The sequence below is a fragment of the Schaalia sp. 19OD2882 genome, from assembly GCF_018986735.1.
In the GTDB taxonomy this organism is placed as follows: Bacteria; Actinomycetota; Actinomycetes; order Actinomycetales; family Actinomycetaceae; genus Pauljensenia.
In genome coordinates this window covers 2,330,742-2,354,339 of record NZ_CP065521.1, presented here as the reverse complement: position 1 = coordinate 2,354,339, position 23,598 = coordinate 2,330,742, and the positions used below count along the sequence as shown (strand labels likewise).

Genomic DNA, 23,598 nt, shown 5'->3' with positions numbered 1-23,598 from the left:
GTGAGATTCGTCCCTCACGCGAGGGCGGCCGCCTGCGAATGCTTGTCGATCTGCGCCAACTCGGCCTCGTCGAAGTCCGTGTTCGCCAAGCACCCCAAGTTGTCCTGCAGCTGAGCCACGGACGAAGCCCCGACGAGCACCGTGGTCACCCTGGGATCGCGCAGCAGCCACGCAAGAGCCATCTGCGCCAAGGACTGGCCGCGCGCTGCCGCGATGTTCGCAAGCGCATGCAGGTGGGCAAGGCGGTCCTGCGTCAAGGTCGAAGTCGTCAGGAAGCGCTGTCCGGTCATGCGTGAACCCGCAGGGATCCGATTCTCCCCCAAGTAGCGCGAGGTCAGCAGCCCCTGGGCCAGCGGGCTGAAGACCGCAGTGCCCAGGCCCAGCTCGTCGCAGGTCGCCAGCAACCCCTTCTCCACCGTGCGGTCCAGCATCGAGTAACGCGGTTGGTTCACCACCAGCGGCAGGTGGACTTCGCGCGCCAGTTCCACGGCGCGCCGCGTCTGCTCCGGGTCGTAGGAGGAGATGCCCGCGTACAGGGCCTTGCCGCTGCGCACCGCCTGGTCCAGGGCGCCGATGGTTTCTTCGAGCGGCGTGGTCGAGTCGAAGCGGTGGCTGTAGAAGATGTCCACGTACTCCAGGCGCATGCGTTTGAGGGACTGGTCCAAGGAGGCCAGCATGTACTTGCGGCCCGAGCCTCCCGCACCGTACGGCCCTGGCCACATGTCGTAGCCGGCCTTGGTGGTGATGATGAGCTCGTCACGGTAGGGCCGCAGGTCGTGGTCCATGTGGTGGCCGAAGTTCTCTTCGGCCGAACCGTAGGGGACCCCGTAGTTGTTGGCCAAGTCGAATTGCGTGATGCCGGCGTCGAAGGCCGCGCGAATGATGTCCCGTTGGATGCTCAGTGGGCGGTCGGCGCCGAAGTTGTGCCAGAAGCCCAGCGAGATCGCCGGCAGATCCAGGCCTGAGCGGCCGCAGCGTCGACGGACGGCGCCCGCGCCCTCGTAGCGCCCGGGGTCGGCCCGCCACACGGGGTCCAGCTGCTGCGGGGCGATGGGGGTGGTGTCCAATGTGGGGATCGTGGCGTCGGTGCTCATCAGGTGTCCTTGCAGGTCGAAAGGGCGGGCGGCCGGCGGCGTCGGCGGGTGGGCCGTAGGAACCATTGTCCACCCGAGTGGTCACCTCCGGCAGTGTCTTGGGGACGAGGGCGGCCTCGATGCGCCGTGGCGGCCTTTCGAGGGAGGTGGTGCGGTGATGTCGACCACCGGATCCGCCCTCGTCAACGGCTGGTTTCCCAGTCACTGTGCAGGGGTGGTGGCTCGTGAGGGAGGCCGTGTGATCCATTGCCCATTGGTCAGTTTGTGCTGGGAAGGTTCCTGAGCGTAGAGTTCTACTCAGCCAGTCCGGCACAGCGCTCGTAGCTCAATGGATAGAGCATCTGACTACGGATCAGAAGGTTGGGGGTTCGAGTCCCTTCGAGCGCGCTGCGGCCCCCATCGGTGCGATCCACCGGCGGGGGTTCTGCGTATTTTAAGCCCTCCTCCATCCCTTCCCCCTGTGTCGGGAGTCGACCTGAAGAGCCTGAAGGACGAATCTCGCGGAGTGATGGACGAATCTCACGCGGGTGAGTCGGCGCCTTCTTCGCCGACGCGTTCGATGAAACCGGCGAAGCCGGGAACGGTGAACGCCACGTGACCGCGCTCGGGCGTGTAGATCAAACCCTTCGAGATCAGCTTGGCGCGGATCGGGCCGAAGGAGGTTGGGGGTCTGCCCGTTCTGTCTGCGATGTCCGAGGTACGGGTGGAGGAGTCCTTGTCCACGGACATCTGAATCATGTACTTGCGCTCAGCGGGAGTCGCGCGCGCCCACCGTGTGGCGAAGAAGGTCTCGTCCAACACGCGAGTTCCCTCTTCCCGTGCCCGGAGCGCGTGTTCACGCGTCAGAGGACCATGTTCGGCAACGCGCCACAGGGCACTGCCGAACTCCTGGATGAAGTAGGGGTATCCGCCGGAGGCCTCGGCAAGAATCTCCACGGCGGCTTCCTCGATTGCCACCTCCGAGTGCTCGATCGGGACTCGCAAGGCGCGTTTCCTTTCGGCTTCGCCCAAGCGGTCGATGACTCGATGCTCGAACATGCGCTCCGTGTAGGAGCTGACTTCGACCAGTCTTTGCGGGAGGCTCGGCAATCCTGCGCCAACGATGTAGAAGGGCAAGTCACGCTGCGTTGCTTCGTGCTGCGCCGAAAGGAGGGCCCGCATGAGGTCGTCATCGAGGTCCTGGAACTCGTCGATCAGGACGGCAAGTCCCTTCCCCTCGTGCTTCAAGGCAGTCGCCATGTCGACAACGGTGTCCAGCAGGTCCAACTCAAGGTTCCGGGTCGAGGCGCGCCCAGGGTCGCGCTCGACTCCGAGCGATACGGACTCGACTCCCAGAGAAATCTGGAAGGACGTGATGGTTTTCAGCATCTGAGTGATCGCCTCCGTGGTGGCGCGGGCCTGCTGTCGCAGTGACGCCTTCACGAAGCCGCTTGCCAAGGCGGAGCGTGCCTCGGTCGGACCGTGCCGGTCGGAGGTTGCTTCGAACTTCACGGTCGCCCAGCCCGCTGCCTCCGACTTCTGAAGCATCTCGGTCAGCAGGACCGTCTTCCCGACACCCCTGAGCCCGGTCAGAAGCAGCGGACGGGACACGGGCAAGTGATTCCGTGCACGTGTGACCAATGCTTCGAAGGCCTCGAGGTCGGCGTCCCGACCTTCGAGAACCAATGGCTTCCGGTCGGAGCCGGGGGTGAAGGGATCGAGCACGCTGTCCATGTGAAGAGCCTAGACGTGAAAACTACTCATTTCTAGTCCTGTATATCGAATTTCGGGCATTTCTACGCTTCTGGTGACGACGATGTGGTCCTGTGTCAGGTCCGGCCCCGCCCTCGTCCCCACCCGCCACGGCCGGCGCCTCAGTTCATCCAGATGAGGAAGAGCGCGCCCGCCACCGCGACCCCCATGAGGATCCCCGAGACGATCAGAAGCACCTTGTCGAGCACACCCCTGTCCACGAACCTGCTCAGGGCGGCATGGGCGAGGGCGCCGAGTGCCCCGCCAACCGTGTTCGTGATGAGGTCCGTGACGTCTGAGGCGCCGACGGCCAGGACGTACTGAGCCAGCTCAAGACAGAGGCTCCCTACCGCGACGACGAGGATCGTCGTGGCGACGGGGATTCGGTCCGCCGCCATGCGCAGGTACGCGCCGAAGGGGATGAACAGGACGACATTGTCGAGCACCTCTCGCAGGTGCCAGGAGGTCTCGGTCTCGTAGCGGAACGGCACCAGGTTGAGGCTGCGAATGGAGCCGATGTCGTCCAGCGAGAACTGGGTCTTGAACAGGACGACCCACACCAGCAGGACAAGGTAGACCGCAAGCAGGATCCTCGCGCCGACGACCGGGCGGTCATCATCACTCATGGCTGGTCCCTTCATCGGGCTCGTATTCGAGCAGGTCTCCCGACTGGCAGTCGAGTTCCTCGCACAGGGCGCTCAACGTGTCGAGCCTGACTGCGCTGATGCGACCGTTCTCCAGCTTCGACGGATTGACGTTCGTGATTCCCAATCTGCGCCGCCCGGGCTTCGGCGGACAGCGCCCGGCACGTGCCTTTGAGTCTGGAGAGGTTCGGCGATTCCTCCATGGCGTGACCTCCTGTGCGGGCCGCGTGGACGACTCGGGTCCACGCGACATGAAGTCATCATTTGTCGACAAGTTGGTGGCCCCTCTCAGATGGCGACCTTCACCTGCCAGGCCCCGCCCTCGTCCTTGCGCGCCAAGGCTCGCGCGGCCGTGGTGGTCACCGAATCGGCGGCCATCTGCTCGATTGCCGCACGTGAGACCTCAGGGTCCAGATCCGCCAGCACGTCGCCGAGGGACTGGATCTGCAGCCTGTTGCCCAGCCCGAACATGGACCCCGGCCGCACGACAAGCACGTGGAACTCGTGCCCCTGCTCCGAGGAGGCGTCCGTCCAGGCCTCTTTCGCGCAGCGACGCTCCATCGCGCGCTCCACGGCGGCAGTGGTCGGCAGGGTCAGCCACCCCTCCGCTTCGACGACCACCAAGGTCGGGTCCTTGCGTCCGATGAGTTGCGACCACAGATCCATGCGGACCAGTCTGTCACGGCGCGTGTGGGTTCGGTCGGGTGCGGGACGAGGGCGGGGCGGGTGTGGCACCGCGCCTCGACGGCCTCAGGTGGCGGGCGGCACCACTGTCCACGGCTTCAGCGGCATGGCACGCAGGGCCGCGAGAGGCAGCGCCTCACGCAGGTCTGCCACCGACCGCGCGCCATCGACCTCGAGCGATGCGCCGATCCACTGGAGGACGTCAGCCGTGCTCCACCCGAGCGAATGCAGATCGGGCAGGGTCACCGCCCCGTCGCGCTTGGCCAGACGAGCCCCTGAAACCGACAGCGACAGCGGCACGTGAACGTAGGTCGGCATCGCCAGCCCCAGTGCAGTGGCCAACGCCGCCTGCGCGGGAGCCTGTGAGAGCAGGTCATCCCCGCGCGTCACTTGGTCAACCCCTTGAAAGGCGTCGTCCACGACCACGGCCAGGTTGTAGGCCGGCGCCCCGTCCGAGCGCCACACGACGAATTGGTCGACCGGTCCGGTGAACTCGCCGTGCAACTCGTCCTCCACCGTCCACTCGGGCTCGGGCGCCCGGAAACGCAATGCGGGCGCGCGGCCCGCGGCGGCCAATTCCGCGCGGCGTGCCGCGCGGACGTCCTCGTCAAGATCCGCGCAGGTCCCCGGGTAGTGGCCGGGCGGGACGTGCGGGGCGGAGCCGGCCTCACGAATCTCCTTGCGCGAGCAGTAGCACTCGAAGACCATCCCGCCTACGCGCAGCTGCTCCAGGGCCCGGGTGTGGGCGTCATGGCGGCTGGTCTGGACCAGGACCCGCCCGTCCCAGTCCAGGCCGATCTCGGCGAGGTCGGCCAGCTGCCGCTCGGCGGAACCCGAACGCACCCGGTCGATGTCCTCCACGCGCACGACGAAGCGCCGCCCGCTGGCCCGCGCCCACAACCACGCGAGAATCGCGGTGCGCAGGTTGCCCACGTGCAGGTCACCCGTGGGGGAAGGGGCGAAGCGCCCGGCGCCCACCGCCCCTGTCTCCACCACCGCGCCCTCGTCCCCCGACGAGGGCGCCGCCGGTGCGCCCGTCAGTGGTCGAGCCTTTCGATGGCGGCCTCCAGTCGGTCGAGCTTCGCGGTCATCTCGCCGCTGCGCCCGGGCCGCAGGTCCGCCTTGAGCACCAAGCCGGCGCGCGGGGTGACGGCCAGCACGGCGTCACAGGCGCGCTGGATGACCGGCATGACCTGGTCCCATTCGCCCTCGATGGTGGTGAACATCGATGTGGTCTCGTGGGGCAGGCCAGACTCGCGCACGACGCGCACGGCGGCGGCCACCGCGTCGGAGACGGATCCGTCGGGCTGCTCGGAGGTCATGGGGGAGACGGAGAAGGCGAAGAGCATGCGACCAGCGTAGTCCGCGCGCCCTCTCACAGGCGCCGATGGGCGCTCGGCCCGCTGGGCCCCTCAGACCTCCTCGACCTCGATGAGGACGGCCGAACCGGGCAGGAGGTGCGGCGGGCGGATCCCCCATCGGCTCAGGACCGCTCCGGGGACGAGGGCGCCCTCGTCATTCCACCATTCGAGCGCGGACAGCGCGGCGGGCGCCATCGTCTCGTAGAGTTCGGGCCCGCCGAACGGGCGGATGCGGTGGAGGGCGTTGCGCAGGCCGGGCAGGCGGATGAGCCCGTAGGGGTAGTGCTGCGATGTCGCGAGTGCAGTGAAGCGCCAAATGGAGCGTCCCTGAGCGGAGACGAGCCCGTCCACCCGGATCGCCGGGTCCGCGGTGTCCGCGTGGACGGCGCACCAGTCGAGTCCGCGGATCGTCTTGTGCAGGTCGACCCATCGTCGCAGTCGATCGAAGTCGGCCTCGTCGGCGTCGAGAAGGTTCCATTCGATGCCGAGGTGTCCGGTGAGCGCGACCGCCGCCCTCGTCGACAGGCTCGTGGCCCGGCCCGTCATGTGCGACGGGGACTGGGCGATGTGGGCTCCGATCATTTCGGGCGGCACCAGCAGAGACGTCCCCCGTTGGATGTCCACTCGTTCGAGGGGGTCGGTGCAGTCGGAGGCCCAGACGCGGTCGGTGCGCGACAGGATCGCGAGGTCGATCCTTCCGCCTCCGGAGGCGCAGGATTCGATCTCGAGGCCGGGATGGCCCTCTTTCAGGGCGTCGATGATCCGGTAGAGGGCGAGGGTCTGGTCGTGGACGGCCGGCCGCCGGGTCGCCGGGGAGAGGGCCTCGATGACGAAGCGGTTGTGATCCCATTTCAGGTAGTCGATGCCCTCGCGTTCGACGAGGGCGGACAGGGTGTCGAGGATGTGCTCTTCGACGTGCGGATTCGCCAGGTCGAGAACCTGTTGGTGGCGTCCGGCGAGGGGGAGCCTGTCGGCTGCGGGGCGCAGGATCCAGTCGGGGTGGCTCCTGGCGAGGCGGGAGTCGGGGCTGATCATTTCGGGTTCTACCCAGACTCCGAACTCCATTCCGAGGGAGTGGACGAGGTCGGAGAGGGGCCGCAGTCCGTGGGGCCACAGGTCCGCGTCGGCCTCCCAGTCGCCCAAGGCGCGCGTGTCATCGCGCCTGCCGGCGAACCAACCGTCGTCGACGACGAAGCGCTCGACTCCGATTTCGGCGCCGATGCGGGCCAGGCGCGTCATCTTGTCGATGTCGTGGTCGAAGTAGAAGGCCTCCCAGGTGTTGAGGGTGACGGGCCGGGCTTCGGCGGCGAATCCGGGGTGCTGGGATCTCACGAGGTCGTGGTAGCGCGAGGCGAGGGCGTCGACGCCCTCGGCCCAGGAGGCGATGAGGTCGGGGGTCGTGTAGGCGCATCCGGGGCCGAGGACCGCTTCGCCGGCGGCGAGGAGTTCTCCGGCACCGATGAGGCCGTGGGTGTAGGGGGTGCGCACGGCGAAGTGGGTGGAGTTTCCGCTCCAGGCGAGGTGGGCCGCGCGCACGGCGCCCTTCTCGAAGCCGAATCCGGATTCGCCGGCGAGGATGAGGGTCGTCGCATCGAAGTCGGGTCTGCCGACCCAGGTCTCCTTCGCGAAGAGCCCGTCGACGAGGGGGTGCCGTTGGGCGGAGCGCTCTCGCATGTGGTGACCCGTGTGGGTGGCGAGTTCGGCGGTGTCTGCGGGAAGGGGCAGGGTGAGCCAGAGGCGGTGGACGGCGAGGTCGTCGCCGCCGGTGTTGGTCAGGGCGGCGCGGTGGTGGACGAGGCCGAACTCGTCGATCTCGATGTCGAATCGGAGCGCGAGCCCGGCTCGGCGGTCCTCGGCCTCGACAGTGCACGTCGAGGCCGAGGACCGCACGGAGGAGACGGTGAAGAGTGGATGGATCTCCACGCCCTCGCGGTGAACGGAGAGCATCGGCGTCCCGGTCCATCCCTCCGCCTGGGTCGGCAGGAGGCTCGGGGCCTCCGCCTCCTCGACGCCGGCCGCCATGACCTGGGCGCGTTCGACGGCGACGAGGTCGATGCCGGCGGCCTCGTCCGACCGCTCATCCGCGTCCATGACGGCTTCTCCCCAGTAGACGATCCTCGGGAGGGAGTCGTCGTCGAAGGAGAGGACGAGTTCGGTGGGCTCGGCGCCGCGGAGCGGGCGGGGCGCGGGGGTCGGGCTCACGAGGCGGACGTGGGTTCGGGACATGGTCTTCTCTTCTCAGCGGGTCGTCATCGTGAGGTTCTGCGGCGCAGAACTGTTCCGGCGACGGTCAGGGCGATGGCGGCGCCGACGGTCAGGGCGATGGGCCCGCCCGTCTTCGCCAGGTTCAACCCCTTCCCGGAAGTCGGCTGAGCGGGCGGCACCGGCCGTCCCCTCTCCGATGGAGTCGGTGTCGGCGGAACCGGCGAGGGCGGGGTCGGCGTCGGCGGAGTCGGCTGCTCCGTGTCCGGCGGAGTCGGCGTCGGCGGGGCGGGCGGAGTCGGAGGCGCGGGCTCGGCGACCGCTCGCTGGAGCACTGTCACCTTCGCGAGCTGAACGTCGACGGGACTCACCGACTCGACGAGAGGGTTGGCGACATCGTTCTGCTCCTGCTCGCCCTGTTGATCGCGCTTGGGGAACTTCGGGAAGACGATCTTGATGAAGCGCGTGTCCTCGGGAAGGCCGCGGGCGTCGAAGGTCGCGCGGGCGTAGGCAGGATGAGGTTCGACGAAGTTCTCGACCGTCGTCATCGCGACGGGCCGCCAGTTCGTCCCATCGGTCGAGCGCATGAGGGTGAAGTCGAGGGCCCCGTCGGCGACCTCTCGAATGGAGTGCCCGTGCGGGAGAACTTCGCCCCACGGTCCGGGAACGGTGTCGTTGCCGTCCCTGAGGGTCTGGTAGTACGTCGTGAGATGGACGTCCTTGACGGCGGGGACCTCGTAGACGAGAGCCTGCTCGCCCGTCGCGTCGTCGGCGACTGCGAGCCTGCTGGTCTCGTATCGGGGCTGTCCGCCGTAGAAGAAGTGATTCTTGTCCTCGTACTGGAGGCTCCCCGTACTCAGGGTCCTCAGACCGTCGGTGCGCGATACCGGGCGCATCGCGTATCCGGTCGTTCCGCCGTCCTCCTCGAGGTCGTCGAATCGGACCTTGGGCTGGTCCTCCTTCTGGTAGACGCGGACCCAGTCGACGAGGAACTCGCTGGATTGCTTCGTCTCCTGTTCGGCGGGGTCGACATTGCCGACCCATCCGCCGTTGACCTGCGTCTCGAGGATCGGGAACATGGGCCTGGAGTGCATGCCGTCGAGGTGTTTGCCCTTCTCGGAGGACAAGACGCGCTTGCCGTCGATGTACCACGTGATCCGTTCGGGCGACCATTCGACTTCGAAGACGTGGAACTCCTGGCTCCAGGCGATCGGGGAGAAGTTCTCCTGCCCGTGGGAGGCCTTGTTCAGTCCGAGGATCCCGTAGTGGTTCGTCGTCCAGGCCCCCCAGGGGTTCTGGCCGAGGTATTCGAGGACGTCGATCTCGTCGTGGCCGGTCTCGTCCTGGGCGAGCATCCAGATCGCCGGCCAGATGCCCCGGCTGTCGTTCGGCTTGGCGCGCACCGCCATGCGTCCGTTCTCGAAGGAGAACTTGTTCTTGGATTCGACGCGACCGGAGGACCAGGTGACGTTGTCGCCGAGTTGCTGGTCCCCGTACCGGTCCCAGCCGACGGCGTCGACGAGGGACTTCGTCGTGCCGTGGTTGCGCGAGGCGATGGACAGGTAGGACTCGCCCGCGCGTTTGACGATCCCGACGGCGCCGCGGTTGTAGATGGCGCCGTGGTTCGCCATCCCCTGGATGATGTTCCACTTGCTCTCGTCGACGGCGTCGGTGTCGAATTCGTCGCTCCACACGAGGGTGTTGTACTCGCTGGCCGGAGGCGTGTATTCAGGGGCACTCTCGTCGTAGGAGGCGCCCGTTCCCCAGATCTCGATCTCGCGGTAGCGCGTGGGTGAGGACGAATCGCGTTCGACGGTGAAGCGGATCGCGCTCGCCTGGACCCCCTCATCTGTCAGAGGGATCTCGATGGGGGGCTCGCCGACTGCGATGTCGCGCGCGGAGTAGATGACGCGCCCCGTTGTCGAGGATGCCTGCGGACGCGCGTCGACGGTGATGCTCCGGTAGGTTCCCGGTTCGAGCGCGAGGACGACTTTCGTCAGGGAATAGGAGTTCCGGTATTCGAATTGGAGCCAGCGCTCCCCGAGACTGTTGTGCACGGCGGGGTCGCCGTCGAGGCGCCCGTCGGATATCGCCGCGATATTCGTCGGTTCGAGGCCGTAGACGTAGGGGGTTCTGCCGAGGGCGAGGTTGCGGGGTTGTTCGTCCTGCGGGGTCTCTTCGCCCGATTCAGCCGTTGCAAGGACCTCGATCTCCCGGAATCCGACTCCGTTGGAGTAGCCGGACCACGCGCCGTTGAAGTTCTCGATGAAGTGACCCTTCTGCCAGATGCGCACGTAGCGGGCCTTCACGGGCCCGCCCTGCGGTTCGACGACTTGGGGCCGGTACTGGGTCTCCCGGGTCTCGCGGTGGTCGGCGGTGTCGCTGAGGACGGTCGACGACGCGAAGTCCTCGGTGTCGGAGACTTCGACTTTGACGTTCTTGAAGGTGGAGCCCGCTGCGGGGTAACCGTTGCGGAAGAGGCGTATGCGGGCGATGTCGCGCGCCCGTCCGAGGTCGTATTGGAGGTAGACGTCCTTCCAGGTGCCGTAGCCGTTGTCGTCATCGGGGCGTCCTGATTCCTTGCCCGCGAGGACTTTGGTGACATTGGCGTCGTCGGGGACGTATCGCGTGTCGCCGTCGGTGGCGGCGGCGGGGTTGAGGATGGCGACCTGGGGCTGTGTCGAGTCGCCGTCGCCGTGAAGGAGGGTCGCATTCGTGGTGGGGGTTTTCCCGAGTGCGACGTTGATGAGCCGCGGACTCTGCGCGTTCGCCTGCATGGGAAGGGTCGTGAGCAGGAGGCAGAGGGCCGCCGCTCCGGCGAGCGCTGGTCGCATGGATGGAGGCATGTTCGATCCCGTCTCTGTGATCGGTCGGACGTCATCGTCTGAAGCGCGAGCACGTCCGGCGCGGGACTGGCGCGTTCCACGCCGACGCTCAACACGCCTTGGTAACGATACCAGCGGTACTGTGGATGCACCACAGTGGTGCTGAAGTGCATTGAAAACTCAGACGGTCGTGCGAGAACCCTTGCATGAAATCGATACCACTGTTAAGGTGCGACGCTGTGGGATGCTTGGGTGTCCCACCCCGTCCTCGCTGTTCCTGACTCAGCGGTCACCTCCGTCGAGCACGACCGCGCATCCTTCAAGGAAGAAGGCCCGCATGACACACCAACGACTTCTCCCAGCACTCGCCGTCCTCGCGCTGTCCGGCACGACGCTTCTCGGAGCGTGCACCAACCCGACTGCAGGGTCGGCTCCCGCCTCCGACGCGGGCGTCGAGCGATGGGGCGCGACCACCACCAGGCTCGAGGGTGCGACCCTCACTCTGTGGGCAGCCCAGACCTCCAACAAGATCCCCCTCAAGGTCGTTGACGCCTTCGAGAAGGCGACTGGGGCGAAGGTCGAGGTCATCACCATCCCCGACAACTACGAGTCCAACGTTCAGACGAAGATCGCCACCGGCGACCGTCCCGACCTGCTCTTCTGGCAGCCCGTCCCCTCCACCCTCGCCGGATTCGTCGCGCAGGACCTCCTCCAGGACCTCGAAGGAGCCCCCTGGGTCACCGACTACGCCGATGGCATCGCCGACGCCGGAGGCACCTACGACGGGAAGCGCTACGCCGCCCTCATCTCCTCTCCTGATGTCGAGGGCGTCTACTACAACAAGAAGGTCTTCGCCGCAGCGGGCATCACCGAAACCCCGAAGAACTGGGACGAGTTCATCGCCGCCGCCGAGAAGATCAAAGGCGCCAACATCCCCGGTGTTGCCTCCCCGCTGTTCGAGATGGCCGGCTCCCAGTGGGGCACCCAGTGGGCCGTCAACATCCAACTCGCCGAGGCCGCCAAGGACGGCCTGTGGGATCGCATCAACAAGAACGAGGACTCCTTCAGCGGACCCGATGTCCTCGGAGCGATCAAGGAATACAAGGGCATGTTCGACAAGGGTCTGTACAACACCGACGCAGGCTCCGCGAAGGACACCGACCAGTCCGTCGCCCTGTGGGAGGGCAAGACCGGCATGATCATCCAGACCAACGGCACCTTCAACGCCATCGCGGCCCTCGCCAAGAACGACAAGGCCGCCCTCGACGAGACGATCGGTTTCTTCCCGATCTCCAAGAAGGGCAACATCGGGACGTCGATCCCCCAGCAGACCGGTGGCGTCGTCGCCTTCAAGTCCGGCGACGCGGGTCGTGAAGCCGCCGCCCGCCAGTTCCTCAACTTCTGGATGACCGACGGGTACGAAACCTTCGTCAAGGACCAGAACATCGTGTCGGTCATGAAGACCGTCAAGAGCCCCGACACGGTCCCCCAGGCGCTCCTCGACTCCGCCGCCTCCCTCAAGGACTCGGTCGGCTCCATGCAGTCCCAGGCGATCGCCAACCCCGACCTCTACCTCAACCTCGCGAACATGGTCAACGGAACCGTCACCCCTGAAGAGGCCGCGAAGGCCACCCAGGACCAGTTCGCCGAAATCGCGAAGGCCCAGGGAGCCAAGGGCTTCTGAACCGACACCTCCTGTCCGAGGTCGTCGGCGCGGAACGCCGTGTCCGCGCCGACGACGCGCATGAAAGCACACCATGAACACAGCCGCACGAGAACTTCGACGCGACGCGGGCCGACCCCGCTCAGCCCAGAACCGGACAGCGGACCACCCGCTCCGATTCCTCATCCCCGCAGGAGTCATGCTCCTCGTCTTCTTCGTCCTGCCGACGGTGATGAACTTCGCCTACGCCTTCACCGACTGGTCGGCCTTCAAGAAGACGATCGAGTTCAACGGCCTCGACAACCTGCGCTCCCTGTTCTCGTCGGGCACCCTCCTCGCGGACATCCGCATCACCCTCGTCTACGCGCTCCTCGTCGCCGTTTTCCAGAACGTCTTCGGCCTCGCCCTCGCACTCCTCTTCGAGAAGGACACGACCCTCAACCGGTTCGGGCGCACCCTCTTCTTCATCCCCGTCATCATGTCCGCCCTGGCCGCCGGATACATCTGGCAGGCGATCCTCAAAACCGATGGCGCGCTCAACCAGATCCTCGGCTGGACCGTAGGGCACGATGTTCAGATCCAATGGCTCGGATCCACGACCTGGACGATCGTCATCCTCGCCGCCGTCCACGCCTGGAAATGGATGGGCTTCTCCATGCTCACCTACCTCGCAGGCCTGAAGACCATCGACGACGAGATCCTCGAAGCGGCGCAGGTCGACGGCGCCTCCAGGACGACGGTCTTCTGGCGGATCAAGTTCCCGCTCCTGGCCCCCGCGCTCACCTTCAACATCGCCACCGCGCTCCTCGGTTCGATGAACTCCTTCGACATCGTCCAGTCATTGACCGATGGCGGACCCGGAGGATCGACCGAGATCCTCAACCTCTTCATCTGGCGGACCTTCGGCAAGGGCCTGTACTCCCAGTCCACCACCATGAGCCTCGTCCTCTTCGTCCTCGTCACCCTCATGGCGATCCCGCTCATCACGGCGCTGCGCCGAAGGGAGAACAAGATCCTGTGAACGCTCGCACCCTCTCCATGCGTCCGCGCATCAGCCTCAGCGGCACCCTCCACGCCCTCGGCGTCCTCGTCGTCATCATCGCGCTCCTCGGTGTGCCGCTCTGGGTCGCGATCGTCACCGCGGGCAAGAGCCAGGCCGAAGCCGTCATCCCCGGCATGTCCCTCCCCACGACATGGCACCTGTTCGACAACTTCCACACCGTCATCACCCAAGGGAGGATGGGCCCCGCCTTCATCGGCTCCCTCATCGTCACCGCCCCCTCGGTGTTCCTCGCCCTCCTCTTCGGGTCGATGGCGTCCTGGGTCCTCGCGCGCCGCACCTCCCGCGCCATGGCCGTCGTCTACGCGGTCTTCATCTCGGGAGTCATCCTGCCGCCCTCGATCGTCACGATCATGATGCTCCTGCGTCAGACAGGACTGGCCGGCACGGCGATCGGCATGATCTGCGTGTACGTCGGCATCTACCTGTCGATCGTCATCTTCTTCATCACCGGGTTCATCAGAACCATCCCCATCTCCTTGGAGGAATCCGCCCGACTCGACGGGGCCGGACCCACGAGGGTCTTCTTCACGATCATCCTGCCCCTGCTGCGGCCCACGCTCGCCTCGGCGACGATCCTCATCGTCCTGTACATCTGGAACGACGTCTTCTACGCGCTCTTCATCCTGTCGGGGAAGGTGAGCACCCTGCCGCTCAACTTGTACAATGTTGCCAGCGAGAGCCTGTACCTCAACAACTGGCACCTGATCTTCTCCTACATCATCCTCATGACACTCCCGCTGCTCGTGCTCTTCATCGTCGGGCAGAAGAAGATCATCTCCGGCATCACCGGCGGAGCGGTGAAATGAGGTCGGCCCCGTCCTCGCCCCAAGGATCGCCCATGTCATCGAAGAGAGAGCGACGGCCCCCCGTGATCTCGGATGTCGCCGCATGTGCCGGTGTCTCCGTGTCCACGGTGTCGCGATACCTCAACAACTCCGCCCACCTCAGCGAGGACAGCGCACAGCGGATCGCCCGGGCCATCGACCTGCTCGGATACCGTCCCAGTTCGATCGCACGGGGCCTCAAAGGATCGACGATGAACCTCATCGCGGTCCTTTCGACCAACACCGCACTCCTCGGCTCGGCCATCACCATCCAAGGCATCGAGGACGAGGCGCGGATCCGTCGACACTCGGTGATGATCTCCAAGCTCGACGACTCGGGATCGTCCTCCCTGTCCGAAACGATGAGAACCGTCCTCGACCTCAACCCGAGCGGTGTCATCGTCCTGCGTTACGACGCGATCGCCGAGAAAGCCCTCGAATCCCTGCCCTCCTCCCTGCCGGTCGTCGTCATCGGCGGACGCCAGGGCGACGGGCGCGACCAGGTGTCCCTGTGCGAGAAGGAGGGCGGTCAGGCCCTCACAGATCATCTCCTCGCGCTCGGGCATGCCACCGTTCACCACATCCAAGTGCCCACCCGTACCGACGGCACGAGCCGATCGGATGGGTGGGAGGAGTCCCTGTGCGCCCACGGGATCGTCGTGCCTCATGCGATGCAATGCGGATGGGAGGCGCGCGCCGCCAGGGCCCTCGGACGCGAACTGGCCGCCGCACGCGATGTCACCGCAGTGTTCGCCGGCAACGACGAGCTCGCGATGGGATTCATCCGGGGCCTGCAAGAGGCGGGGCGGCGTGTTCCCGACGAGATCAGCGTCGTCGGCTTCGACGATCACCCTCTCTCCGACATCTGGAACCCGGGGCTGACGACCTACCGTCAGGATTTCGCGCGGGCGGGACAGGCCGCCGTCGATCTTCTGCTCAAACGACGCGACGCCAAGACCGCGGGCACGGACCTCCCTCCTCAGACGATCCGCGTACCCGGGCAGATCATCGTCCGCGACTCCGCAGGCCCGTGCGGCCTCAGTGCCTCCTCATCGAATTGCGCGCTCGCAAAGGGCGGCGAATGAGACGAGAGGGACGCGCATCCCGGCCCGCTCCCTCATGGACGCGCACGGCCTTGCCGACTGGCGTTTCCATTTCGACGCGGCCAAGCCGGGTCGTGCTCGCAGACCAAGCGGCGGATCACCTGCTCCGCACACTCGTATGCTTCCGGTGTGGACGAGGACGAGGGCGCGCCCGGGCGGGCGGCGGCGATCCGCTCGCGACTGCTCGACGCCGGAGCGGTCGCCCTGGGCGGCGCGGCAGGGACCGGCCTGCGACTGCTCGTGGGTGCCATGATGGGCACCGAAGTGAGCGTCGCCGGAGCACATGTGCCCGCCTCCCTGCTGCTGGTCAATGTGCTGGGCGCGCTGGGCCTCGGAATGCTTGGAGGCTGGATCGCCTCACGCAGCGCCGCGACTGCGCCGTCTGCATCCGGCAGACGCATGCAGGCGCAGCAGTCGGCGTTCCTGCGACCGTTCCTGGGAACGGGAATGGCCGGCGGTTTCACCAGCTACTCGGCGCTGGCCTCCGCGGCGCTCGCCTCCTCCCGGTCGGGAGCAGGGGCAGGTGCGTTGGCGCTGCTGTGCGGGCTTGCGCTGCTGGTCCTCGGGGTGGTGGCGGTCGCTTGCGGATGGTGGTTCGGTGGGATTCTTGCCGAGGGCGGGGGTCGGCGTCTTCGGCCCGCAGGAGAGGAGCGGAGGCAGTGTCGATGACACCCGCGGTCATGATCTGCGCCAGCATCCTCGGCGGCTTGGGCGCCCTCGCCCGATGGACCATGGACTCCGCCGTCAACCGCTGGCTCCAGCGCCGCTGCGCCGAAGCACACCGGCCCAACCCCGCCATCGCGCCCACACCGTGGATGGGCATCGCCGCAGTGAATGTGCTCGGCTGTCTGCTCATCGGGACACTCGTCGGCGTCACCTCCACCCGCATTCCCGGCGCCCTGGCCCGCACGGTGACCACGATCCTTGCCGGAGGATTCACCACCTTCTCCAGTGCGGTGCTCGACTGCATGGCCCTGCTGCGGCGAGGCGCCTGGACCAAAGCGGCAACCGCTCTGATCGGAGTGTGGCTGGTGTCGGTCCTGGCCTGCGGGGTGGGAATGGCCATCGGCTCCCTGTGAAGCCGACGGCCTCCCATGTCACAGGTGTCCACACCCGCCACCCAGGTTTTGCCCACGCCACAGGCGCACCTAGGCTGTGAAGGCGCGCCACGGGCACCGAAGGGCGATCCGCCGTCACAGCCCATCCCAGGGCGCCGGACAGACGATTCCGCACCACACCGATGGAGGCGCAGATGATCCACCTGAAAGGGGTGCGCAAGGTCTACCCCGTCAAGGGAGGAAACCAGGTCGTCGCCCTCGACAGTGTCTCCCTGGACGTCGAGCGCGGCACCATCCACGGAATCGTCGGCCAGTCCGGCGCCGGCAAGTCGACCCTCATCCGCTGTCTCACCGCGCTGGAACGGCCCACCGAAGGTGTCATCACCGTCGACGGCACAGACCTTTCCACCCTGCGCGGCAAGGAACTGCTCCAGGCCCGACGCCGAATCGGCATGGTCTTCCAAGCCGCGAACCTGCTCGACGGGCGCACCGCCCTGCACAACATCGCATACCCGCTCAAACTCGCCGGTGTCGCGCGCGCCGAACGTGAAGCCCGCGCCCAAGAGCTTCTGGACATGGTGGGCCTGTCCGGGCGCGGCGACTCCTACCCCTCGCAGCTCTCCGGCGGACAGCGCCAGAGGATCGGCATCGCGCGGGCCCTTGCGGACTCTCCGGCGGTGCTGCTGTGCGACGAGCCGACCTCGGCCCTCGACTCCGAATCCACCCGCCAGATCCTGGACCTCATTCGCCGGATCCGCCACAGCGAAGGCGTCACCGTCTTGGTCATCACCCACGAGATGTCGGTCGTGCGCGACCTGTGCGACTCGGTGACGCTGCTCGGGCAGGGACGGATCCTCCAGTCCGGGCGCGTCGAGGATGTCATCACCGAACCGTCCAGCCCATTGGCGCGCGAACTCGTGCCTTTGCCGAACATTGCGGACGCGTCCGTGCCGCAGGCCATGACCGTGCTGGACGTCATGTTCACTTCGAGGCCGGGTGTGCCCACGGGTGCCAATGTCTTGCACTTGGCGGCCTCCATGGGCGCTGACGTCACCGGCGGCACCTTCGAGTCGATGGGCACCGCGCAGGTGGGACGCATGGCCCTGTCCGTGCCGACCATCCACAAGGAAGCGATCATCGCCCAGCTCCAGGCCAACAACTGCCACGCGGAGGAGCGTCGCGCATGACCATCGTGGACACGAATTCGCTGCTCTTCGACACCCTGTCGCAGGCTCGGGCCGCCGCGGCCCTCCTGGGTGCCGGCAAGGACGACCCGATGTGGTTGGACAACCCGGCCCTGACTCGACAATTCCTGCCGGCGATCGGCGAAACGCTGCTGATGACGGGGTTCTCGACCCTGTTCACCGTGATCCTGGGACTGCCCCTGGGCCTGGTCCTGGTCCAATCCGGCAAGGACGGCCTGCGCCCGAACAAGGTCTTGCACCAGAGCCTGGGCCTGGTGGTGAACATTCTGCGTTCCTATCCCTTCATCATCCTCATCATTGCTTTGCTGCCCCTGACCAAACTCATCGTGGGAACCACGCTGGGATGGCAGGCCACTGTCGTGCCGCTGGTCGTGGGCGCGGTGCCCTTCTTCGCCCGCCTGGTCGAGACGGCCGTCAAGGGGGTCGAGCACGGGAAGATCGAGGCCGCCCAGATGATGGGCGCCTCGCGTCGCCAGATCCAGTGGGGTGTCCAGGTCAAGGAGGCCATGCCGGCTCTGGTCCAGTCGATCACCGTCCTGACGATCACACTGGTGGGCTATTCCGCACTGGCCGGAGTGGTCGGCGGCGGCGGCCTGGGGCAGATGGCGATCAACTATGGGTACAACCGTTTCCAGTTCGACGTCATGGTGTGCACGGTGGTGGCGATCCTGGTCATCGTGCAGGTCATCCAGATGGCCGGCGACCTGATCGCCAAGCGCTTCGACCACCGCTGAGTGGGCGAATGTTCTGCGGACGCTTGGGGTGTGACCCCGCTCCCATCCTGGAGTGCCTCCCGGGGTGTTCCAACGAGGGCGGGGTCGGCGCATTCACGCAGGCCTGCCAGCATTCGACGAGGGCGGCGCACTCGATGTCACAGGTGACCGGAAAGCGGACCGCCTGTGTGGGATTGCGCAAGGAACGAAAGAATCGAGTCAACGCCCGGGGTGGGACGCGAACCAACCGCGGGCACCACGACAGAAAGTGAGACCCACGATGAGAGCCCTGCGCCCCATCTCCGCCCTCGCCGCCAGCGCGATCCTGGTCCTTGCCGGATGCTCCGCCGCCACTGACAATGCCGCCTCCGGAGCCGACGCGGCCGGCTCGGGCGCCGACTCGGCCGCCTCGGGTGCGGCCGATGGCGCGGTCACGTTGATCGTCGGCGCCTCCCCGACGCCGCACGCGCTGATCCTCAACTACATCGACGAGAACCTCGATGCCAAGGAGAACATCGACATCACCGTGGTCGAGTACACCGACTACGTCCAGCCCAACACCGCTTTGAACGAGGGTGAGCTGGACGCCAACTTCTTCCAGACCGTGCCCTACCTGGAGGAGCAGTCCGCCGAGTTCGGCTACCAGTTCGAGGCGGGCAAGGGCATCCACCTGGAGCCCTTGGCGATCTACTCCTCCAAGCTCAAGAAGGTCGAGGAGTTCCCCGAAGGGGGCAAGGTCGGGATCATTTCCGACACGGCGAACCAGGCGCGTGCACTGAAGTTGCTGGCCGACAAGGGGTTCGTGAAGCTGCCGGCCTCCGGTGCCGTCAATGTGAACACGGTGGAGAAGATCAAGAAGTTCGACTTCATCGAGGTCGAGGGCCCGCAGCTGGTTCGCTCGCTGGCTGACGTGGACGTGGCCGTGATCAACGGAAACTTCGCCCAGGAGGGTGACCTGTCGCAGGCCAAGGACGCGATCGCCGTCGAATCCCCCGAGAACAACCCGGCTGTCAACGTCCTGGTGTGGAAGAAGGGCAGCGAGAAGGCCGAGGCCATCGCCAAGTTGGAGAAGCTGCTGCACTCCGACGAGGTCAAGAAGTTCATCGAGGAGAAGTGGACCGACGGTTCGGTGATCCCGGCCTTCTGAGGCCTGGTGAAGGACGTCGAAGCGCCGCTCAGTCACCAGGAGGAAGACGTGACATCGACGAAGAGCTCGCATGTGGACGGCCAGCAGGGGCCCGAGTGGCAGATCCACCCGTTGGCGCCTCAGGATGCGCTTGCGGCGGCGGCACTTTGGGAGGCGTGCGGTCTGACCGTGCCCTGGAACGACCCGGAGGCGGACTTCCTTCGGGCCTGCGACGGGCCGTCTTCGCAGGTGCTGGGAATTCGTGACGAGGGCGGCGACAAGCTGGTGGCCACTGTCATGGTCGGCCACGAAGGTCATCGCGGCTGGATGTACTACGTCGCAGTCGACCCGGCCCTTCAGGGACGCGGTATCGGTCGGCAGTTGGTCGCCGCCGCCGAGAAGTGGTTGGCGCAGTGCGGAGTGCCCAAGGCGATGCTGATGGTGCGAGCCACCAACGCGGCTGCCCAGGGCTTCTACGAGTCCTTGGGGTACGAGACCTCGACGGTGGTGGTCATGCAGCGCTGGATCTGACGGGTGGGGCCGGATGTGACGGCGCCGCTGGATCTGACCGGCGCCACCGGTCGGTGCCCGGGCCGCCGCACACCCTCCTGCGAGATTCGTCCGTCGGCGCCGCCTCGGGGCGGATCGCCAGGCACGTGGCGATCCGCGAGATCCGACAGGAGCGCCACAAACCTCGATGCTAGGCTCCAAAACGCGCTCACCGTGACCGCGACTCGAAGACCACCAAAGGAGCTGCCCCTGACCTTCCAGATCCACAACTTCAAGGACAACGACGACATCACCGTGATCGCCAGTCGCGGAATGTTCTCCGTCCTGGAGTACGCAAAGGACCTGTCCGTCAACGCCCAATCTGCCCAGCAGGCCTACTTCGAAGCACAGATGAATGTGCGCCGCCGCCAAGTGCTCATCGAATTGGGTGGCGGCACTGCCACCGTCCAGGCCGGCGCCATGCAGTGGATGGCCGGCCAAGTGGCCCTGACCTCGGGTGTCAAGGGCGCAGGTGACCTGATCGGCAAGATGTTCCGCGGAGCCGTCATCGGCGAATCCGCCGTCAAGCCGCAGTACGCCGGCACCGGCGTGGTCGTACTGGAGCCCACCACCAAGCATGTGCTGTTGGTCGACCTGTCCCAGTGGGGCGGCGGCATCGTGGTCGAGGACGGCATGTTCCTGGCCAGCGAGGGCGGCATCGAGTAGAAACTCATCGCCCGCTCCAACCTGGGGGCAGCCGTCGGTGGCGGCGAGGGCCTGTTCAACCTCGGCCTGTTCGGCCGGGGCGTCGTGGCCCTGGAAAGCGTGGTCCCCGAACGGCGAACTCATCCACGTGGACCTGGACAACGACGAGCTGCGCATCGACGGCCCCTTGGCCGTCATGTGGTCACCCGGCCTCCAATTCACCGTCGAGCGTTCCGGCCGCTCACTCCTCGGCTCGATGGCCAGCGGCGAAGGCCTGGTCAACGTCTTCCGTGGCAGCGGCCGAGTGGTCCTGTCGCCTGTGGCCGTGACGAACCTGACCCCGCCGGTCGTCACCACCGCCTGAGGTCGACCCCGCCACCACCACCTGAGTCCGGCCTCGAAGGCTGCGGTCCCGCCCTCGTGAATGGACGAGGACGGGGCCGTGAGCGCAAGCGGCCTGCGGGAGCGGGGCGGCCCAGGTCAGTCGACGATCCCGTAGAGGCGGTCGCCCGCGTCACCCAGGCCGGGCACGATGTAGGACTTCTCGTCGAGGCGTTCGTCGACGGCGGCCACGACCACCTTGACGTTTGCACGCTCGCCGATGAACTTCTCCAGGGTCGCCACTCCTTCGGGGGCGGCCAACAGGCACACGCAGGTCACGTCCTTGGCGCCGCGCTCGAAGAGGTAGTCGACGGCGGCGACCATGGTGTGGCCGGTGGCCAGCATCGGGTCCAGGACGAAGCACTGGCGGCCCGAAAGGTCGTCAGGCAGGCGGTTGGCGTAGGTCTCGATCTGCAGGGTGTCCTCGTCGCGCTTCATGCCGAGGAAGCCGACCTCGGCCGAGGGCAGCAGTCGCATCATCCCTTCGAGCATTCCCAGGCCCGCACGCAGAACCGGCACGACGATCGGGCGCGGCTCGGACAGCTTCTTGCCGACGGTGGGGGCCACGGGGGTGTTGATCGCGGTTTCGGTGACCGCGACATGACGTGTGGCCTCGTAGGCGAGCAGGGTGACCAATTCGTCGACCAGCTGTCGGAAGGTGGCCGACGGGGTGTTGCGGTCGCGCAGGATGGTGAGTTTGTGGGCGATCAGCGGGTGGTCCGCGACGTGGAGGTGCATGGCCCAAGGGTACCGCGCGCTGCGGCAGAGGGATCGATGCCCCGGGGAGGAGGGCGATGCGGCGTGCGGGAAATGGCCCGTGACCGGAATTCCGTCGAGCCCGGCCGCACCCGAGGAGGCAGGTTGTGCGGAATCGCTTTTCGACGCCCTGTATGGATGTCCCACAAGTGTGATGATCCTCGCGAGCGTTGGTGGGTATTCGTTAGGCTTGACCTGTGGCGACGATGGAACATTACCGAGAGGCGATGGGTCGCGCCCTCTTCTATGCAAACAGGGCGAGGGAGACGGGTGACGTGCCCGTCGGCGCAGTCGTCCTGGACTCGGTGGGCAACATCGTCGGACGCGGCTGGAATTGCCGCGAGGAAAGACATGACCCCGCCGGACATGCCGAAATCGTCGCCCTGCGTGACGCCGGACGGCGCCTTGGCAGGTGGAACCTGGCGGGCTGCACGCTGGTGGTCACCTTGGAACCCTGCACCATGTGCGCGGGGGCGATCATCCACTCGCGCGTGGACCGGGTGGTCTTCGGCGCATGGGACGAAAAGGCCGGCGCGGCCGGGTCGATTCGCGACGTCCTGAGGGATTCGCGCATGAACCACACGGTGGAGGTCATTGCCGGGGTCCTCGAGCAGGAGGCGTCGGTGCAATTGCGGGCCTTCTTCGAGTCGCGCCGTGGGGTGCACGGACGGGACGAGGGCGGTTCCGCGTCGCTAGCCGCCCAGAACCCGCCCCCACGATTGCGCCCCTTGGCCGAGGCCCAGGTGGTGGGGCACGGAGGTGTGGTGGACGAGCCCGCCCTGGTGGCGCCTCCGCCCTCGCCCGTGCCGGCTCCTCGTCCTGCGCCTTCGACCCGGAGCGCATCCGAGGCCGCCCCCATGTCCTCGGCTCTTCCCGCCGACTCTGACCTGCGTCGCCGTCCCTCGGTGGAAGGGCTGGTCGGGGTGATGGTGCGCGGTCGGAAACGCCAAGGCCCCAAGCACTGAGGGCTCCGGCACCCCGCCCTCGTCACGGGCGAGTGGAGGTGTCGGCGCGACGGTCCCCTCAGGCGCTGACCGCTTCGGGCACACGGGGAACCAAGGTCACCACGGCGACCAACGGGTCCTCCTCGTCTGCTTCGTAGATGACCTCCGTGGTGCCGCTGGAGGTCAGCGCCAGCACGCGCTCGACGAAACCGCGGCGCATCTCCAGGGCCAGAGGGTCCGGGCTCTGCGAGTGCGACGTCAATGGGCAGGCCGACAGCACGATCGAGGTGCTGCGGCCCGGCGCCGGTTTGGCGGCAAAACCGAGGGCCGTGAGGAACAGGCGGATCTTGCCCATGTGCTTGTCCAGAGCAAAGGTCTCGTTTGGGTTCACCAGTGTCGAATGGTCCGGCACCTTGGCCTGCGCCAGGGCCTCTTCCCCCCAGTGGCGGCCCAGTTCGCGGGCTGCCGCCATGGCGTCCCCTCCGCTTGCGTGCAGCCAGGCGAACAGTCCCTGGGCGAATTGCTCCAGCAGTTGGGCCGCGAAACTCGGGTCCGCGGGCACGAAGGTCGTGTAACCCAAGGCGGGGCGGCCTCGTCCGTGGGCGGGCAGGGTCTCGCGCCGGACCAGGCCGCGAGCGTGAAGGATGTCCAGGGTCTCGCGCACGGAGGACACGTGCAGCCCAGCCTCTTCGGCCAACTGGTTGACGGTGACCGGATCCGGGTGGGTGGCGATTCGTGCGAGCAGAGTCTGCTGGGCGCCGGTCAGGGATGCCATGCGCGCCAGAATGCCGCCGAGGTCGTTCTCGAGGTCGGTCGTGGCGCTGTGATCCATGAGGCTGCTCCGCGGTGTCGGCAGTGCCGGGGTGGCACATGTGAGGTGCACGGAAGATTACCAGACAAGTGGATTGAGTGCTTCATGAAGTTCCTGCACACCTGCCTTCGTCCTGCACGGAACTCGGGCGCACACAGCGCGAGCCCCGGCCTCCCATGTGGGCGAAGGGGGCTCAGGGATGCGACTTCCTGGCGC

Annotated in this window: 24 protein-coding genes and 1 tRNA gene; 14 read left to right on the top strand and 11 right to left on the bottom strand. The window is 66.8% G+C overall.

Translation table 11 applies throughout. From position 1 onward, the window contains the following. Positions 1-14: 14 nt before the first annotated feature. Complete coding sequence (locus I6B53_RS10195; protein ID WP_216764109.1) at positions 15-1,094, bottom strand: aldo/keto reductase; 1,080 nt, start codon at positions 1,092-1,094, stop codon at positions 15-17. 314 nt (positions 1,095-1,408) lie between these two features. Here I6B53_RS10195 and I6B53_RS10190 point away from each other — a divergent pair. After that, positions 1,409-1,481: transfer RNA gene (locus I6B53_RS10190), tRNA-Arg, on the top strand. 132 nt (positions 1,482-1,613) lie between these two features. Here I6B53_RS10190 and I6B53_RS10185 read toward each other — a convergent pair. The 8 genes from I6B53_RS10185 to I6B53_RS11240 all read right to left on the bottom strand — a co-directional run bounded on the left by I6B53_RS10185 (position 1,614) and on the right by I6B53_RS11240 (position 10,550). Then, positions 1,614-2,807 carry an ATP-binding protein gene (locus tag I6B53_RS10185; protein WP_216764108.1) on the bottom strand — a complete coding sequence of 398 codons (1,194 nt, stop codon included), beginning with the start codon at positions 2,805-2,807 and terminating at the stop codon, positions 1,614-1,616. A gap of 140 nt (positions 2,808-2,947) precedes the next feature. Continuing rightward, positions 2,948-3,451 carry a VanZ family protein gene (locus I6B53_RS10180; protein ID WP_216764107.1) on the bottom strand — a complete coding sequence of 168 codons (504 nt, stop codon included), beginning with the start codon at positions 3,449-3,451 and terminating at the stop codon, positions 2,948-2,950. Then, positions 3,444-3,596 (bottom strand): helix-turn-helix transcriptional regulator, encoded by a 153-nt coding sequence (locus I6B53_RS11165; protein ID WP_253953869.1) that lies wholly within the window; start codon positions 3,594-3,596, stop codon positions 3,444-3,446. The genes I6B53_RS10180 and I6B53_RS11165 overlap by 8 nt, the downstream gene beginning before the upstream one ends. A gap of 161 nt (positions 3,597-3,757) precedes the next feature. Continuing rightward, the gene (locus tag I6B53_RS10170; protein WP_216764105.1) at positions 3,758-4,135 is read right to left on the bottom strand and encodes a hypothetical protein; all 378 of its coding nucleotides are present in this window, start codon (positions 4,133-4,135) and stop codon (positions 3,758-3,760) included. Between the two features lie 84 nt (positions 4,136-4,219). Beyond that, complete coding sequence (gene gluQRS / locus I6B53_RS10165; RefSeq protein WP_253954032.1) at positions 4,220-5,146, bottom strand: tRNA glutamyl-Q(34) synthetase GluQRS; 927 nt, start codon at positions 5,144-5,146, stop codon at positions 4,220-4,222. A 44-nt stretch (positions 5,147-5,190) separates the two neighbouring features. Continuing rightward, positions 5,191-5,502 carry a thiamine-binding protein gene (locus I6B53_RS10160; RefSeq protein WP_216764104.1) on the bottom strand — a complete coding sequence of 104 codons (312 nt, stop codon included), beginning with the start codon at positions 5,500-5,502 and terminating at the stop codon, positions 5,191-5,193. Positions 5,503-5,565: 63 nt separating this feature from the next. Next, positions 5,566-7,740 (bottom strand): alpha-galactosidase, encoded by a 2,175-nt coding sequence (locus tag I6B53_RS10155; protein WP_216764103.1) that lies wholly within the window; start codon positions 7,738-7,740, stop codon positions 5,566-5,568. Positions 7,741-7,763: 23 nt separating this feature from the next. Then, on the bottom strand, positions 7,764-10,550 hold the full coding sequence (locus tag I6B53_RS11240) for a family 16 glycosylhydrolase (RefSeq protein WP_216764102.1): 2,787 nt from the start codon (positions 10,548-10,550) through the stop codon (positions 7,764-7,766). A gap of 328 nt (positions 10,551-10,878) precedes the next feature. Here I6B53_RS11240 and I6B53_RS10145 point away from each other — a divergent pair, with 328 nt between their 5' ends. The 12 genes from I6B53_RS10145 (at position 10,879) to I6B53_RS11235 (ending at position 20,854) form a co-directional block, all read left to right on the top strand. Further along, positions 10,879-12,225, top strand: coding sequence for an ABC transporter substrate-binding protein (locus I6B53_RS10145; RefSeq protein ID WP_216764101.1), 1,347 nt, complete (start codon positions 10,879-10,881; stop codon positions 12,223-12,225). 73 nt (positions 12,226-12,298) lie between these two features. Further along, positions 12,299-13,225 (top strand): carbohydrate ABC transporter permease, encoded by a 927-nt coding sequence (locus I6B53_RS10140; protein ID WP_216764100.1) that lies wholly within the window; start codon positions 12,299-12,301, stop codon positions 13,223-13,225. Then, positions 13,222-14,073 carry a carbohydrate ABC transporter permease gene (locus I6B53_RS10135; protein ID WP_216764099.1) on the top strand — a complete coding sequence of 284 codons (852 nt, stop codon included), beginning with the start codon at positions 13,222-13,224 and terminating at the stop codon, positions 14,071-14,073. The genes I6B53_RS10140 and I6B53_RS10135 overlap by 4 nt, the downstream gene beginning before the upstream one ends. 32 nt (positions 14,074-14,105) lie before the next feature. Continuing rightward, positions 14,106-15,176, top strand: a complete 1,071-nt coding sequence (locus I6B53_RS10130) for a LacI family DNA-binding transcriptional regulator (RefSeq protein WP_216764098.1) — start codon at positions 14,106-14,108, stop codon at positions 15,174-15,176. Positions 15,177-15,323: 147 nt separating this feature from the next. Next, on the top strand, positions 15,324-15,863 hold the full coding sequence (locus tag I6B53_RS10125; protein WP_216764097.1) for a CrcB family protein: 540 nt from the start codon (positions 15,324-15,326) through the stop codon (positions 15,861-15,863). After that, on the top strand, positions 15,860-16,273 hold the full coding sequence (locus I6B53_RS10120; protein ID WP_253954031.1) for a CrcB family protein: 414 nt from the start codon (positions 15,860-15,862) through the stop codon (positions 16,271-16,273). The genes I6B53_RS10125 and I6B53_RS10120 overlap by 4 nt, the downstream gene beginning before the upstream one ends. A gap of 173 nt (positions 16,274-16,446) precedes the next feature. Continuing rightward, positions 16,447-17,439: a methionine ABC transporter ATP-binding protein gene (locus I6B53_RS10115; RefSeq protein ID WP_216764095.1), complete on the top strand. Its 993-nt coding sequence runs from the start codon at positions 16,447-16,449 to the stop codon at positions 17,437-17,439. An 89-nt stretch (positions 17,440-17,528) separates the two neighbouring features. Beyond that, complete coding sequence (locus I6B53_RS10110) at positions 17,529-18,191, top strand: methionine ABC transporter permease (protein WP_253954030.1); 663 nt, start codon at positions 17,529-17,531, stop codon at positions 18,189-18,191. A 259-nt stretch (positions 18,192-18,450) separates the two neighbouring features. Further along, positions 18,451-19,317 (top strand): MetQ/NlpA family ABC transporter substrate-binding protein, encoded by an 867-nt coding sequence (locus I6B53_RS10105; RefSeq protein WP_216764093.1) that lies wholly within the window; start codon positions 18,451-18,453, stop codon positions 19,315-19,317. 48 nt (positions 19,318-19,365) lie between these two features. Further along, a complete protein-coding gene (locus I6B53_RS10100) occupies positions 19,366-19,827 on the top strand; it encodes a GNAT family acetyltransferase (protein WP_216764092.1) in 462 nt (153 codons plus the stop codon). 192 nt (positions 19,828-20,019) lie between these two features. After that, positions 20,020-20,511, top strand: a complete 492-nt coding sequence (locus I6B53_RS10095) for an AIM24 family protein (RefSeq protein ID WP_216764091.1) — start codon at positions 20,020-20,022, stop codon at positions 20,509-20,511. Continuing rightward, the gene (locus I6B53_RS11235) at positions 20,423-20,854 is read left to right on the top strand and encodes an AIM24 family protein (RefSeq protein WP_301554135.1); all 432 of its coding nucleotides are present in this window, start codon (positions 20,423-20,425) and stop codon (positions 20,852-20,854) included. The genes I6B53_RS10095 and I6B53_RS11235 overlap by 89 nt, the downstream gene beginning before the upstream one ends. A gap of 116 nt (positions 20,855-20,970) precedes the next feature. Here the strand turns inward: I6B53_RS11235 and upp are convergent, their stop codons facing one another. Next, positions 20,971-21,609 carry a uracil phosphoribosyltransferase gene (gene upp, locus I6B53_RS10085; RefSeq protein ID WP_216764089.1) on the bottom strand — a complete coding sequence of 213 codons (639 nt, stop codon included), beginning with the start codon at positions 21,607-21,609 and terminating at the stop codon, positions 20,971-20,973. A 224-nt stretch (positions 21,610-21,833) separates the two neighbouring features. On the opposite strand from upp, the gene tadA reads away from it, so the two are divergent. Further along, complete coding sequence (tadA, locus tag I6B53_RS11155) at positions 21,834-22,592, top strand: tRNA adenosine(34) deaminase TadA (RefSeq protein ID WP_253953868.1); 759 nt, start codon at positions 21,834-21,836, stop codon at positions 22,590-22,592. A 58-nt stretch (positions 22,593-22,650) separates the two neighbouring features. Here the strand turns inward: tadA and I6B53_RS10075 are convergent, their stop codons facing one another. Next, positions 22,651-23,403: a metalloregulator ArsR/SmtB family transcription factor gene (locus I6B53_RS10075; protein ID WP_216764088.1), complete on the bottom strand. Its 753-nt coding sequence runs from the start codon at positions 23,401-23,403 to the stop codon at positions 22,651-22,653. Positions 23,404-23,598: the final 195 nt, after the last annotated feature.